12 protein-coding genes are annotated in these 14509 nt (G+C 33.3%); 1 reads left to right on the top strand and 11 read right to left on the bottom strand.

From position 1 onward, the window contains the following. Positions 1–77: 77 nt before the first annotated feature. From EJN67_RS11120 to EJN67_RS11090, 7 genes are all read right to left on the bottom strand, one after another. A complete protein-coding gene (locus EJN67_RS11120; RefSeq protein WP_129724380.1) occupies positions 78–1469 on the bottom strand; it encodes an extracellular solute-binding protein in 1392 nt (463 codons plus the stop codon). A 69-nt stretch (positions 1470–1538) separates the two neighbouring features. Continuing rightward, positions 1539–2411, bottom strand: coding sequence for a carbohydrate ABC transporter permease (locus EJN67_RS11115; protein ID WP_207208015.1), 873 nt, complete (start codon positions 2409–2411; stop codon positions 1539–1541). Positions 2412–2440: 29 nt separating this feature from the next. Then, complete coding sequence (locus EJN67_RS11110; protein ID WP_207208014.1) at positions 2441–3346, bottom strand: carbohydrate ABC transporter permease; 906 nt, start codon at positions 3344–3346, stop codon at positions 2441–2443. A gap of 459 nt (positions 3347–3805) precedes the next feature. Next, positions 3806–4699, bottom strand: a complete 894-nt coding sequence (locus EJN67_RS11105; RefSeq protein WP_129724379.1) for a carbohydrate ABC transporter permease — start codon at positions 4697–4699, stop codon at positions 3806–3808. A gap of 13 nt (positions 4700–4712) precedes the next feature. After that, the gene (locus EJN67_RS11100) at positions 4713–5636 is read right to left on the bottom strand and encodes an ABC transporter permease (protein ID WP_129724378.1); all 924 of its coding nucleotides are present in this window, start codon (positions 5634–5636) and stop codon (positions 4713–4715) included. 75 nt (positions 5637–5711) lie between these two features. Then, a complete protein-coding gene (locus tag EJN67_RS11095) occupies positions 5712–7340 on the bottom strand; it encodes an extracellular solute-binding protein (RefSeq protein ID WP_129724377.1) in 1629 nt (542 codons plus the stop codon). Between the two features lie 52 nt (positions 7341–7392). Next, entirely contained in the window at positions 7393–7605 is a 213-nt protein-coding gene (locus EJN67_RS11090) for a transcriptional regulator (RefSeq protein WP_129724376.1), read from the bottom strand. A 210-nt stretch (positions 7606–7815) separates the two neighbouring features. Between EJN67_RS11090 and EJN67_RS11085 the strand changes: the two genes are divergently transcribed. Continuing rightward, positions 7816–8181 (top strand): helix-turn-helix domain-containing protein, encoded by a 366-nt coding sequence (locus tag EJN67_RS11085; RefSeq protein WP_129724375.1) that lies wholly within the window; start codon positions 7816–7818, stop codon positions 8179–8181. An 89-nt stretch (positions 8182–8270) separates the two neighbouring features. On the opposite strand, the gene EJN67_RS11080 is transcribed toward EJN67_RS11085, so the two are convergent. The 4 genes from EJN67_RS11080 to EJN67_RS11065 are packed head-to-tail and all read right to left on the bottom strand — an operon-like array spanning position 8271 to position 14302. Continuing rightward, positions 8271–9143, bottom strand: a complete 873-nt coding sequence (locus tag EJN67_RS11080; protein ID WP_129724374.1) for a PHP domain-containing protein — start codon at positions 9141–9143, stop codon at positions 8271–8273. 45 nt (positions 9144–9188) lie between these two features. Further along, positions 9189–11021 carry a hypothetical protein gene (locus tag EJN67_RS11075; RefSeq protein ID WP_129724373.1) on the bottom strand — a complete coding sequence of 611 codons (1833 nt, stop codon included), beginning with the start codon at positions 11019–11021 and terminating at the stop codon, positions 9189–9191. After that, entirely contained in the window at positions 11005–13008 is a 2004-nt protein-coding gene (locus EJN67_RS11070; protein WP_165000843.1) for an McrB family protein, read from the bottom strand. Before EJN67_RS11070 ends, EJN67_RS11075 begins: the two co-directional genes overlap by 17 nt. Beyond that, positions 12992–14302: a hypothetical protein gene (locus EJN67_RS11065; protein ID WP_129724371.1), complete on the bottom strand. Its 1311-nt coding sequence runs from the start codon at positions 14300–14302 to the stop codon at positions 12992–12994. The genes EJN67_RS11070 and EJN67_RS11065 overlap by 17 nt, the downstream gene beginning before the upstream one ends. Between the last annotated feature and the right edge of the window lie 207 nt (positions 14303–14509).

The following is a 14509-nucleotide window of genomic DNA, read 5'->3' as shown; positions in this document are numbered from 1 at the left end:
TAAAAACACGGATAACATTTTTCAGGAGAATGTTATCCGTGTTTTTGTTTATTCCTATTCCTTTATCAGATTCTATATTACTTCAGATTAGCTGACCAATTTTCAGCTTTTTCCTGTAATGAATCAAGTGTGGATTTTATATCTGGTGCTTTATCATTTGCACAATCGCTTATAAATCCATTGACCACAGGAACGATCTCTGACATATAGAATGGATTTGCCTCATCTAGCAAACTAGTGCGGGCATTTTCTGCTATCTTAAATGCTATCTTCATATATTTATCATTAGGATCTACAAAGTCTGCATTTTTGAGGGTAGGTGCAGTTCCAAAGTTCTCATAGTTCCATTTTTGAGTTTCAGGGCTTGCCAAAAATTTCATCACTTCCCACGCAGCTTCTACATCTTTAGGTTCTTTTGCCATAATTATTGGGTCAACTGCTACCCAGCCTTCTCCATTAGGTCCTAAATTTACTGTTGCCTCATATCTCTCTAGCATATCTGTCTTTTTATTAGCTTTATAATCACCTATTATAGTTCCACCATTATTGTCCAAAGCTATGGCAATATTATTGTTTTCTCTTCCAAAGTTCTCCATGCCCTGCCCATTTACAAAGCTTGGTGGCGGAAGAGTTGATGCATCTTTTAGCCATTCAAATACGTCTACCATCTCTTTATCATTTAACTTCCATTGCAGTTTTTTAAGATCATTTAATGCACCTTCAGCGCCTAGCGCATTGTAATAAAATGTAAGTGCTATAAAAGTTGAACCATTTAGTGAATTGCCACTCCACCATAGACCATAGTTTGGTTCTCCTGTTTTGGGATTCTTTCCTGTCATCTTTTTAGCCTTTTCGATAATCTCCTCAGGTGTAGGATGTTCTGATAGGTATTCTACTCCCCAATCATCGAATATCTTCTTATCATACATCACCATTCTTTGGCCCAATATAGCGGGTAGTCCTATCCTATTCTTCATATCCAACGATCTTGTACTATATGAATTGTTCCATAGACCTTCCAAGTATATATCCTCCGGTTTAAAATCAGGATCATTATCTAACAGATCATCTATACTCCTAAGTAGACCTTGCTCATTAAATTGTGAAGCAAAAGCGCCGCCAGTATATATTATATCAACATCTTTAGACATCAATAATGCTTGTTGTTTTGCTTTTGCATTTTCCCATGGCACTATGCTTATCTCTGTCTTTATCTTCGGGTATTGTTTTTTAAATGTATCCTTCATATAGTTATTAAGCCCGACTGTCTTTTTACCGGTGAAAGGATCAATGCCATCCTCAAGTTGCCAACCTGCTAGGCTTACCCTTACCTTCCCCGATATTTCCCCATTAGCATCTCCAGAAGATTGGCCACCTGACTCCTTATCCTTGTCAGAAGAACAAGCTACAAGAGAAATCAACATCACAACTATAAGTAAAACGGTAAATATTCTTCTACTTTTTTTCATTTATATCCCTCCATAAAATATATTTTTGAAACATAACAATGATAACTACATACCAACCCCCTCTTTAAATCATTGTTTTAATCCTGTTAAAGCTATGCTTTCTACAATATAACGCTGTAAGAACAGATATAAAATCAGTACAGGCAAAAGACTGATTGTGGCAGAAGCCATTCGTATGGCAGGCATTTGATTTATACCTTGGTTATATGTGAACATAGCAATACCTATCTGCACAGTGTATTTTTGAGTATCAGATAATATAAGCAGTGGCCAGAGGAGGTCATTCCATACACCTAAAAATTGTAATATAACCATCGTGGCTATTATGGCTCCACATAATGGTACATAAATCTTGGTAAATATAGTGAATTCACCAGCACCATCTATAAGAGCAGCTTCCCTTAAACTTTCAGGTAATGAATCCATATATTGCTTACAAAGAAATGTTCCAAATGCATAATTAACCGCAGGAAGATAAAACGCCCAGTAGGTATTCTTTAAATTCAGCTTATCAAATAATAAATACTGAGGAATCATCGTTACTTCAAATGGTATCATCATGGTACTCAATGCAAGAACCAGTACCACGCCGGAGCCTTTAAATTTGATCTTTGATAGAGAATAGCCAGCAAGCAATGCTGATAAGCAGCTTACTATAATAACACCTACTGCCACTACAAATGAATTAAGCAAATATCTTCCCATGGGCACATTCATAAAGGTCATTTGATAGGGCTTTATTGAGGGGGTTGCAGGCCAAAATCTAGGCGGAAATGGAACATTCATAACCGCATCCCAATCAAAACTTGTAGTTATCATCCAAAAAAACGGTATTATCATGGTAAGAGAGCCTAGTGCCAAAATTATGAATATGATTATACTACTTGTGCGTTTACTACGTTTCATAGATTTAGATCGCTTAGAAACATTAATCTCTTCCATAAACTCACATCCTTTTACTTGATTAAAATTTAATATAGACTGGTATCTTTGTTTAGAAATTTATTATTCAATATGGTTAATAAAAGAATTATTACAAATAATACATATGCAGCAGCAGATGCTATACCCACCTGTGCAGCCATAAAAGCATTCCTATATATATACAACACTACAGTAAGAAGCGAACCACTTGGATTACCAGCCGTTCCTCCTATCATCCAGACATCCCCAAAACGTTTCATTGCATTTATAGTACCTATCATAATCATAAATACAAATATAGGGCGCATAGACGGGATAGTTATATGCCACCATTTCTTTAGACCGGTCGCGCCATCAACTTCGGCAGCCTCATATAATTCGTTTGGTACGCTTTGTAAGCCAGCAAGAAATATTATGCTATCATAGCCTATACTACGCCAAAGGCTCATAAGTATTATTCCCCACTTAGCATATGAAGGATTGGTAAACCACCCTACTGGCTTTATGCCGAATTTACCTAGAAAGAAATTCATAAGACCAACTTCATTTGGATAAAAGAGAAATGAGAATAAAATCGAAGTTGCTACTACAGATACTACATTAGGAAGAAAATATACGCTTTTAAAAAAGTTTTTTCCCCACTTTACGTTGTTTATCAAACTGGCTAAAATAAATGAAATGCATATATCAAGCAACAGCGCAAATATACCCATGTACACAGTATTATATAAGGATTTCCAAAAAACTGAATCTGTTAAGATTGATCTATAATTACTAACACCTACCCATGTGCCAGATACTCCATTAGTCTGCTGAAAACTAAAAATCAGGGAGGCTATCATGGGATATATAACAAATAAAAATATACCGAATAACATAGGTAATACAAAAAGAAAACCAATAGCATCTCGTTTAGAAAATGAACATCCTTCATTTTTACTTTTTACATCCATATCTTCTGCCCCTCTCCTAAAAAACGACGTCTATATTCTTATATTATGACTTTTCCATTCTATTCGTTAATAGATACTTTGCTAGCATGTTATTTGAAGAATGGCCCAGTCAATATATAGATTAAATAATAGAATATCACCTCCACAAAGTGTATAGTTAATCCATGTCCACTTTATAAGAAGTATTAGAGATTAGTAGTTAAAAGATTATATAAGACAATAATTTACTTTAAGCTATCTTAACAATGCTATCTAGTTCTAAATCTAATATATTCATTATGCTATCAATATATGTCTATAATTTTCTAACTTCGGATGATCCAAATAAAAGTGTAATACCTTCATTTATCAAAATAACAAGCTTATACAATGATAAATAAAAACGGTATTACACTATAATAAATTAACAGTTTTAAATTATGATTATTAGAAAAACCACTTCAAAAACATTCGGATTTTTTAGCCTTTTAATGCTCCTATCATTACACCTTCTACAAAATATTTCTGAACAAATGGGTAAAAACATAAGACTGGTACAGTAGCAATTACAATTGTAGTGTATTTTATTAAAGGCTTATATAGATCCAAATCTCCTACTTTTATAACCTTAGAAAATTGTGAAACCGTTGCAGTTTGACTCTCTTGAACCAATATTTCCCTTAGTACAAGCTGTAACGGATATTTACTTCTATCCCTCAAATATATCATCGCACCAAACCATGAATTCCAATGACCTACTGCGTAAAACAATATCATAACCGCCATTACTGCTTTTGATAATGGTAATATTATTTTAAATAAAATACCCCATTCACTTGCCCCATCGATTCTAGCAGATTCTTGCAGGCTTTTAGGCAAAGATGAAAAAGATGTCTTCATTACGATTAGATTCCATACAGATATTGCTCCTGGAAGTATTAGAGCCCAGCGAGTATCCAATAAACCTAACTTTTTTATTTGTAAATAGGTAGGGATAAGCCCGCCACTAAAAAACATAGTAATAGTAATCATCAGCATTAAAAAACGTACATATTTCCAATCTTGAAACGTTAAGACATAGGCACTAATAGCAGTCATTATTATATTTATCAATGTTCCTACAGTAACATAAAACAATGTATTGCCATAAGATGTAAGAATACCTGGCATTCTAAAAACAAGTTCATAACCTTTTAATGTAAATCCTAAAGGTCTTAAAAGTATCCCTTGATGTCGCATAAGTTTTAAAGGATCACTAAACGAAGCAAAAATTACATGCAACACAGGCGCTAAACATATAAAACTGAAAACAGTTAAAATAATAACATTGATTATATTAAATACCTTTTCACCAGTTGATTTTTTTATAGACATTATAACTTCTCCTTTACCATAGACTTGTTTCTGTAAGTTTACGACTTGTAATGTTTGCTATAATAAGTAAAATACAGTTTATAACCGAATTAAATAAACCTACAGCAGCACTATAACTATAACTAAACTCCATTAATCCTTTCCTATAAACAAAGGTAGAAATTACATCTGCGGTCTCTAAAATACTATTATTATATAATAGCAATACTTTTTCAAATCCAACATTCATTAAGCTTCCTATCTGCAGTATAAATAAAATTATAATGGTAGGAGCAATTGAGGGTAATGTGACATGGATTGTCTGTTTCCACCTGCTTGCACCATCTATAATTGCCGCCTCATACAATTCTTGTGATATTCCGCTTATAGCCGCTAAATAAATAATACTACCGAAGCCTAAGTCCTGCCATATGCCAGATGCAATATAAATAGTTCTAAACAAACTTGGATCAATCATCAACGACCTACGTTCCCCACCAAATAAGACTATCATGTCATTTATAACACCATCGGAAGCAGTAAAATCCTTTATTAGACCACACACAACAACTAGGGATATAAAATGCGGCATATATGTAATCGTTTGTACTGTCTTTTTGAAATGTTTATTTACAATCTCATTAAGCAATAAAGCAAATATTATAGGAGCCGGGAATCCCCAAAGAAGGCTATAAAGACTCAATAAAAGTGTATTTCGTATAAGTCTGACAAAGTAATGGCTGCTAAAAAATGCTTTAAAATGCTTTAATCCAACCCACTCACTTCCTATTATCCCTTTTCCGGGGTTAAAATCTTTAAAAGATATAACGACTCCATACATTGGAATATAATAAAACAATATAAAATATATCAACATTGGCAGTGACATTATAAATATATCCTTATATTTTACAAAATTATTTTTACCATGGTTATGGTCTTTTCTTATATGTGTCATAGTCTTTTATACCTCCATTTTATTATAATCAGGTAAAGATTTTAAAATCTTTACCTGATTATAATAAATAATTCTTTATCTGACATTGTATCTATCTAACGCTTTTTGCTGCAATTCTATTGCCTTATCAATATTCATCTTCTTCACTTGTTGAACATATTCATCAAACTTATCAAAAGACTCATTTCCCATTATAAAATCTAATCTTTTTTCACCTATATAGGTATTAATATCGCCCATAATTTGTGAAAACTCTTCTCCTTCCTCCGCTGTAAGTTTTATTGGAGGAAGCATATAATCATTATCAGCGCTTTCATCCCATACATCACATGCAGCTAAAGCATCTTTAGGGAATAAAGTATCTTCTCTTCTCCAATCCCTTAGAAAAGCCCCATGGGAGTAAGCATATTTTACAAATGCTATCTCAGGAGGAACACCTTCAGGATTGTTTAACATTAAATCAGTATATTGATATTCACCATCTTTTTTCTCAAATGTCTTGCCTTCTATGCCATAGTTTGCTAATATAAATCCATCATCGCTATAAAAATAATCCATCCATTCCATTGCCCTCTCAGGATGCTTACACTTAGTAGTAATTGCCGTAAAATATCCCCGCATTCTACGATTATTCTGACGAAGATGAGGTTTTTCACCCTCTTTTAAAGCTGGATAACCTACTCCCATCAATTTCATATTTGAATCTTCAGAAGCCGTTTCCCATGGTTCAAACACCCAAAAACCACTTGCTATAGCAGCAGCCTTGCCCGTAGTCATATATTGAACCGTTTTATCATTGTCCCATGCAGGAAAATCTTTATCAATTAATCCTTCATTATACCATTTGTTCATTTCTGTTAAATATTCTTTATACTCTGGTTCAATAGGACCAAATTTTATTTTATTATCTATTTGATAAAAAGACGATGAAATACCATATGCACCGATAAATGCATCATCTGCTGGTATCCCGCTAGACGGAATAATAAAAGGAACTTCAACACCCTTTTTATCTTTAAATGTTTTTAATATTTGATACCAGTCATCTATTGTTTTAGGCTCTTTTAAAGCTAATTCATCCATCCAGTCTTTCCTTACAATTGGACCTGTAAATGCTGTTTGGGCTGTTTTATCTATCATTGGTAAACCCCATATATTGCCTTCATCTGTAAGTATATCTTTGCGCAATTCATCATCTGAATCTATTATTTTTTTAAAGTTTGGCGCATGGCTTTCTACCAAATCATTTAATGCTAAATACTTGCCATCTTTTATTGCTTTATCGCCTCCCCCTGGGTAACTATCTGGCATTCCCATCCCATGAGTAACCATATCAGGTAGATCATCTGATGCTACCATTAAATTAAATTGTTCTGCCTCTTGACCTGCTGGTGGATGTATAAACTCCATATGGACGTTGGTTATCTTTTCCATCTTCTGGATAACTAAAGAATCATTTAGATTGTCCACTGCCCTTAGATAATCACCAGAAAGGGGATAAAGATAAGTTATAGTCACCTGTTCTTTTTTACTGCCATCTTCTGAAGTATCTTTATCTTTTCCATCATCTTTTACAGTTTCTTGATTGGAATTATCAGCGACAATATCAGTTTGTTTATTAACGTTTGAATCATTTTTAGAACATGCACTAAATAACAACATGATTACCAAAATTATAGACAACAAGCTTATTTTTCCTTTCATTTTTATACCTCCTCTATTTTCACCAATCAGTTGATTTGTTTATTTCCTTCGTTTAGGCCGGTTTTAAAATCTTATTTGGATCTAGATCTAATGCATGCATTATACTATCAACATATGTTTCACCTGACCTATCACCATATAAGATTAAGTGTAAATACTTCTCATTTATGCCTACCTGATCAGCAAGCCATCTTTGGGTTTTATTGAGTTCGATAAGTCTTTTTTTGACGATTGCTCCAAACGAAGTCAACTGCCGTTCTTTCAAAATACCCCTCCTTCCCTTAAAATACAAGAATAAAGAATATAACTCATAAAAATTTTGGTTCTGTATCACATGGTTGCAATATGGTATAATTATTTTTAATAGCATAAGAAATAATAATTAGCTAAACTGTTAATTATATTATACACGAATTTGTACATATGTCAATGTTATTCGTGCAAAATTATTTTTTATTAAAAGGAGTGATAGTTTTTGGATATAGGTGAAAGAATCAAAATGCTCCGAAAAATAAATAATATTTCTCAAGCCAACTTATCAAAAAAAATAGGGGTATCATCAGGCAATGTGGGAGATTGGGAAAGGGGAAGGGCAAAACCAGGGGTAGATGCTTTGATTGCATTAATTCAATACTTTAATGTTTCTGCCGATTGGTTACTCTTAGGAAAAGGCATTCCTTATAAATCTGTTAACAATTCAGATGAAGATGAGCTCTTTTCTGTTACAGATTTAGAAAAGAATATGATACTAAAATTTAGACAGCTTGACCTAAGGGATCAAGAAGATGTAAAAGACATCATAAATATGAAGTATAAAAAAATGCTTAAACGAAATAAATAATACAAAAATCTAGGGCAGCATAAAAAGGTGCTTATTTTTTAGGGATAAATGATAGATTTTTCTATCATTTATCCCTATCAATCAGCTTATTAACATCTTATAATCTGGCTCCATGCCCTCTTTCCATGCTCATCTGTGCATTCAACCCTTACAAAGGCATCATCAGGCTTTATTTCATAGCTTGCCTTTGTAAGCGTTTCTCCGTCTTCATCCATATATATCCTATCGGAACAAAAGAATAGGCCAGTCATGAAACTTATTTTTTTAACCGGAGATGTCTCTACATTTAGAATGCCGTTTTCTATATTAATTTGTTTTATTTCCGGCCCCTGAGAACAATAAAATCTACCTTTTTTTATGGCATCTAAAATAGACTTTCTATTTAAATCCGGACTATTTACCATAATATATCCTCCGCCTAAATCTCTCTGATAAAAATGGGTATCATCCACTGCAAAGGCTAGTTTAAAAACTCCTTTGGAGGCCAGCACATCCAAATAATCAATGGAAAGGCCTCTCCCACTATAGGCATCTGATACACTATTCCATATCTCTATTCCTATATAATTTCTAAGAGAGATCAAATCATCATGGGTAAGAAGAGACCATGATGGATGGGCTAATATGGCCAGACCATGCTGTCTATTTACTTCATCGATAATCCTCTGAGGTGAAAAAGTATCATCCGTGTAGATCTCTCTATCAATGCCCAGTCCTACAATATGATAGGCTCTTCTTTCATCAAAATCATTTATATGAAACTCTGAACCACCAATGACCAAAAAATCATCTTTTTTAGCATCGGGATAAAACTTTCTATGATCGGTTATACAAATGAAATCATATCCCTTTTCCTTATATATATGTATACATTGTTCAGGCGAAACAGCTCCATCCGATAGCTTGGTATGTGTATGAATATTGCCCTTATACCAATTCATATTGTTGTCAAACTCTTTCATGAAAAACATCCCCTCATTTTTTTCGTATTATTATAACATATTACACTAAATATATTTGTTAATTACCTCATCTATTTCCTCTTTGAGCCTCATATATCCAAAATGTCTTTTTACATCATTATCGTCTGTCGCCTCTACTTGAACAAAAGATAAGTTCATATCATTACGAGAATACTCGACTTTACAATCTTGCCTGGGATATATAACTATTATCTTTTTAATTACATCCCTTATGGGAGGCCTATTCCCCCTTGGATCCTCACAATATCCAAATCCCCAGTAGTCTAAAACCTGCACTTGCAAAGATGAAGGGTCTGAACTTTCCTGATTTATCATATATTTTCCTTTCCTACATTTTGCTTCTACAATAAAGGCACCTAACATTTTTCGATTGCTCTGGTCAAAAAATGCCACTCTTATATCAGGGCGATAATGTCTAGCACTATAACGCATAAAAGCTCCCTTACTTTGGTTATATACGCGATTATTACCCTCTACCACCTTGTCATATGCTAATTCGCAATAATATTTCTCATTTTCAAACGTCATAACAGTTCCTTTAGGTAACTCTCCATTATAAAGATCTGTATCCAGTCTGTCGGCAATCCATCCTGATTTCCATTGAAAACCCATATTTCTCAATACTTCAACAACCAATACTACAGCATAATACTCAAAAAGATCCTGAGTTTTTTTACTTGGAAAATATATATTCCTATCAGACGATTTTGAATCTGCCTCCGAAATATTACTATAAATCTCATATACCTTTGCATAACGAGCATCTTTGAACAATGAGACAGGGGCTTTTTTTAGGCTATCTGCAACATTTACCTGGAACAACCAAGTCTCATAGACATAATAACTTAACTGTACCTTTATACATTGTATTTCAGCTTGTGCCTCTTTTAGTGCAACTACCCTTTTGGATATGTTTTCTATATCACTGTTAAGACCATTAAGTTTAACGTTTTTATCATATATTACACTAGGATCCAGCGACCAGTTTTCTTTGTCCATCTCTATTTCCTTAACTAGCCTTTCTATTTCTGCCTTTTCCTGCTTTAAAACTATATTTAGTCTATTAACTATCTCTGTATATTTTTTATCCATATTACCTAATATATATATAATCTCTACCAACATCTTTTTAATCCATTTGTTAGGAGTTATATCCTTATGCGATATACAATGCTTCTCATACACTATATTGGAATAATATGGGTTAGAGTTTAATGACATGCCCTTTTTAGACAGCCATCTTTGACTCTTCATATCCGGATGAACACTATAACTACGCTCACCATATTCTCTGGCTATATCAGTAATAGGATTTTTTGTAATTTGATCAATTGCAACATATAGCTCACGTTTACTCTGCTTTAAATATGCATACATACCATGTATCGAAAATCCTGTATCTATAGGGATATTTCTCTCCCCTGTCAAATGCTGCATATATAGATTTTGAGAAAGCCCTTTTAATACACTTTCTAGATAACTTCTCAAGTTTAAAAGTCCTTCCCATTCCATGGAAATAGGCAGTACCTTATATACAAATTCATATGCCATTCCATCTATATTTAGCTTTATACCGTAGCAACCCGGTGTTAAGATTCCATATTCCTGACTATAGCCAGCTAATACTTTCCATATACCTGGTCTTAGAATAGACGGTTCATCATTCATACAGCTGTCTATTTCAATATAATCTTTTTCATTGTTGCTCTCCAAGCATACTTTAAGTCCACAATCTTCACGTATTTCGTATATGGAACTCTCTGATTTTTTATCTAGGATATCATCCATATTCAATTCGAATCGTCTTATATCATCTCCCAACTGTGAGACAAATATAAGCTTAGTCTGCATATCCATAGCGTCCAAGCTCCCTTGCCTTTCTTATTATTTCCTGTCGTGTTTGATAAAAATGACTAATCTCCTGAGCCCTGTCACTGGTGAAAAAATCAAATAATATACCATCCTCTGGTAAATCTTCATCTTTCCTTGATATGCCTACCAATTTGCCTAATTGTCCTTCCGTACCTCTTAGCTTGGTTATAAGACGCTGTTTTATCTGCATATCAAAAGCATCTTCTTTGGATAGCATAGGCTTTATATCTTCTCCCCTAGGTATATTGTTCAAGTATTCACCCATCTTCCTTGCAATACGAAATGATATGCCCTTTTGTGCATCACAACTATTGATAATTGCGTGGAGCTCATCTAAAAACTCCAATTCCTCTTCTGTATATGCATCCAGCCAAAGTTTATCCTTCTGTATCCATGGACTATACTTTAAGTAGCTATCAAATGCGGCTACCTTGTCCACATCCATATCTTGATCAACTTCATTAAGATCACTTTTTAGCTCTTTAAAGTTCTTTTTCTTAAGGGTTATGACATTAGCCCTGTCAAGAAGTCTGTCAGAGAAATTTTTGGTAGTTTCATCCATATTTACAGTACCTATAAATCTTATATTATCTCCTATGTTTACCATGGATGGATATTGGGATTTGTTTATGCAGTTTGAATTAACATTATACAACAATAGATTACGCTCATACGCTTGTTTTTCCATCAATGATATAAAAGGTGCAAACCAATACTCCACCTGGGATAGATTCATCTCATCAAATATTGCTATATGCATCTCCTTGGGATTTTCCTGAGCATGGATCAAAAAATCCGCAAGCCCAGTCTCAGATGGCATAAAAAGACCATTCATATTGTTTAAATATCCTAGTAGATCCCCTGGTTCTGTATAGGAAGGACTTATGGGTAAAAAAAGCAAATTACCATTCTCCTCATCCAAACCTAAAAGTTTAGCATAGATAAGAGCCAGCTGTGTTTTACCAGTACCAGACATACCTGCTAATATAGTAAGAAGGTTTGTCTTTATACAGGTATGAAAATTTATAAGATCGTCCATAGAATAAGACAAGCGTTGTTTTAAAGCAAAGTTTTTAAGTGCATACAAAAATGCACATTCATCCTCCAGTCCAATATCCTGTTTCACCTTGGGTATACTTATATCTACCACCTCGGGAGCGGGATGGGTAGTTATATATCCAACATCCTTGTTTTCTATTGAATTTTTATAAAGGAAAGACTGTTCTATAAAGATAAGACTATTGCTGCCTCCGCGAATCATCTTATCGGAAAGTTCAAGACTATTAAAATTTATCCTTGTCTTTTTTATCTTTTCAGGACACTCTCCAATCTTCCACATATAAATATTTTTATCGTGCTTTTCCCACAAGGGAAATTCAAAGTATAGATAGTCTCCACATAATATATATTCTGGAGGGTATGTGGCGTGGTTATATCCTTCTAACATTATATATTGACCTTTTAATAATTTAGATTCGAAATCCTGCATAGGCATCTCCACTACTGGTACTGGAGTAAATATGGTATCCTTATCAATCTTTATATCCGGCTCTATACCCACTATTATTGCATTTTTATATATGCGATTGCTGTCATGTTTAGATGCTAATTTGGGTTTAAAAAGTATTACCTTATCCTTTAATTTGTCCTTTATCATGCTTTTTTTGAGCTCTATATCTGTAGTATGTTTATATTGCATAGTATTTATTGTATAAGAACTTTGATCATTATCTATTCCTATATATAAAGGATTTTCAAAAGAGGTATTTAAGTTATCTGCAATAGGCTCCGGATCCTGACTTAGAGGCTTTATATAAAAAACAATAGTAGATGAATTCCTCATGGGTGTTACGCAATCTTGTTCATCACCTATATTTGGATATGATTCTTCTTTATCTGCCAGCACACCAACCATATAACATTCATTACATTGAATTATATCCTTATCATCTATTTCAATTGTATAATCCATATTTAACATCCCCTATCCTATACTTTATAATTGCAATAAGCTCTATGAGAACCTTTTCATCTTGTATACTCACTATGCAATCAGGTATTAAATGCTCCTTACAATAGGATTTTACGCTTTCTATTTTTTTGCTGGATATACCTTCCCGCTGTATATATATTTTTTTAATTCCATTTACTTGGCTCTTCCAGTTAGATACTGGAAGTAATAATATTTCTTTAAATATGTATTTAGTAATATGTGCTGTATTAAAAAGTTCGTCATTTAGTATAAAAGCAAATAAAGGTGTTATTTCCGCCTCTTCTTGAAATACCTCCGACAAGTACATTTCCATTTTCTCTAGCCTATCACTATATTCCTTAGATCTATTGCTTATGTCATCACATTCTTTACTGAATTGCATTATCTTAGATGATAGTTTTTCAACTTCCACCTTATGTTTTTTATCTTTATTATTTAACTGTTGCTTTAGTGCTTTTATATCAGATTTATATTTATTATCCACCTGTTTTGCCTTGGAGTCCAAGCTTTTAATGCGTTCTTTCAGCATTTCTATTTCTTTGTCCTTATCATCCTCAGTTTCTTGTTTGATCAAGTTATCCATAGGATATATATCCATAAGTCTGCTTATGATATCTATCTCTAATTGTGCTTCCAAGTCTTTAGGTATTGATTCATGGGTAGATATATATGCATATTCTAATACAAAAAGTGGATATTCTTTTTTGCATGACTCTCTGTACATATCAAGCAAGGAGTATTCTTTTATCTTTTCCACAAGGTCATAGGGTATATCTTCAATTTTACCATCTTTAAAGGCTTGATTTATGAGCCTTTGTATTAGAAACTTTTTTACCTTAAGGGCGGGAGGAAAAATAGGAATCTTTTGCTCATAGTTTTTTAATTCCTCCTCCGTTTCAAAAGGAAACTCAAAAGTATTCCATGATATATTTTTGTTTATGTTATCTTCTATAGACGGCATTAAATCCCGTAATTTTTTAGGATAATACAATATAAAGTTAGCAAATTTTTGGGCATCGCCCATTATATTATCACTTGCTATAAACCATGTGAATTCCTTCTCATTTAAGTTGGATAATAAATCAGTTTTATAGATACGTGCCACATTAAACATGGGGTTTATCCTTTGTTTTCCCCCACTCCTTAATAAAATTCTAATGCGTGCCTTTTTAAAATCCAAACTCCCTGTCTTCATGTTTTGTTTTAAAAATCTTAATATATTATCTGCATCAATATCATCTAGCAATGAAACAAATACATCTATCTCATCCAAAGCTACTCCCCCCTATATTTTTAATTATCCTAATATCTTATATGTTTTTTTATGTCGCTATATCATTCAAGATATATCCCTCCTCCTTGTATAATTAGTATTGTATTAATCAGTGAATGAAAGCACTATCAAACCTGCAAATTTAATAGTTAATCACATCAAACAAAACCAATCTAATCTAAATATCAAATACATTTTTGGCTCCAT

Origin of the sequence: Xylanivirga thermophila (assembly GCF_004138105.1) — a bacterium.
In the GTDB taxonomy this organism is placed as follows: Bacteria; Bacillota; Clostridia; order Caldicoprobacterales; family Xylanivirgaceae; genus Xylanivirga; species Xylanivirga thermophila.
The sequence above is the reverse complement of the archived record's forward strand: the minus strand, read 5'-3'. Positions and strand labels throughout refer to the sequence as shown.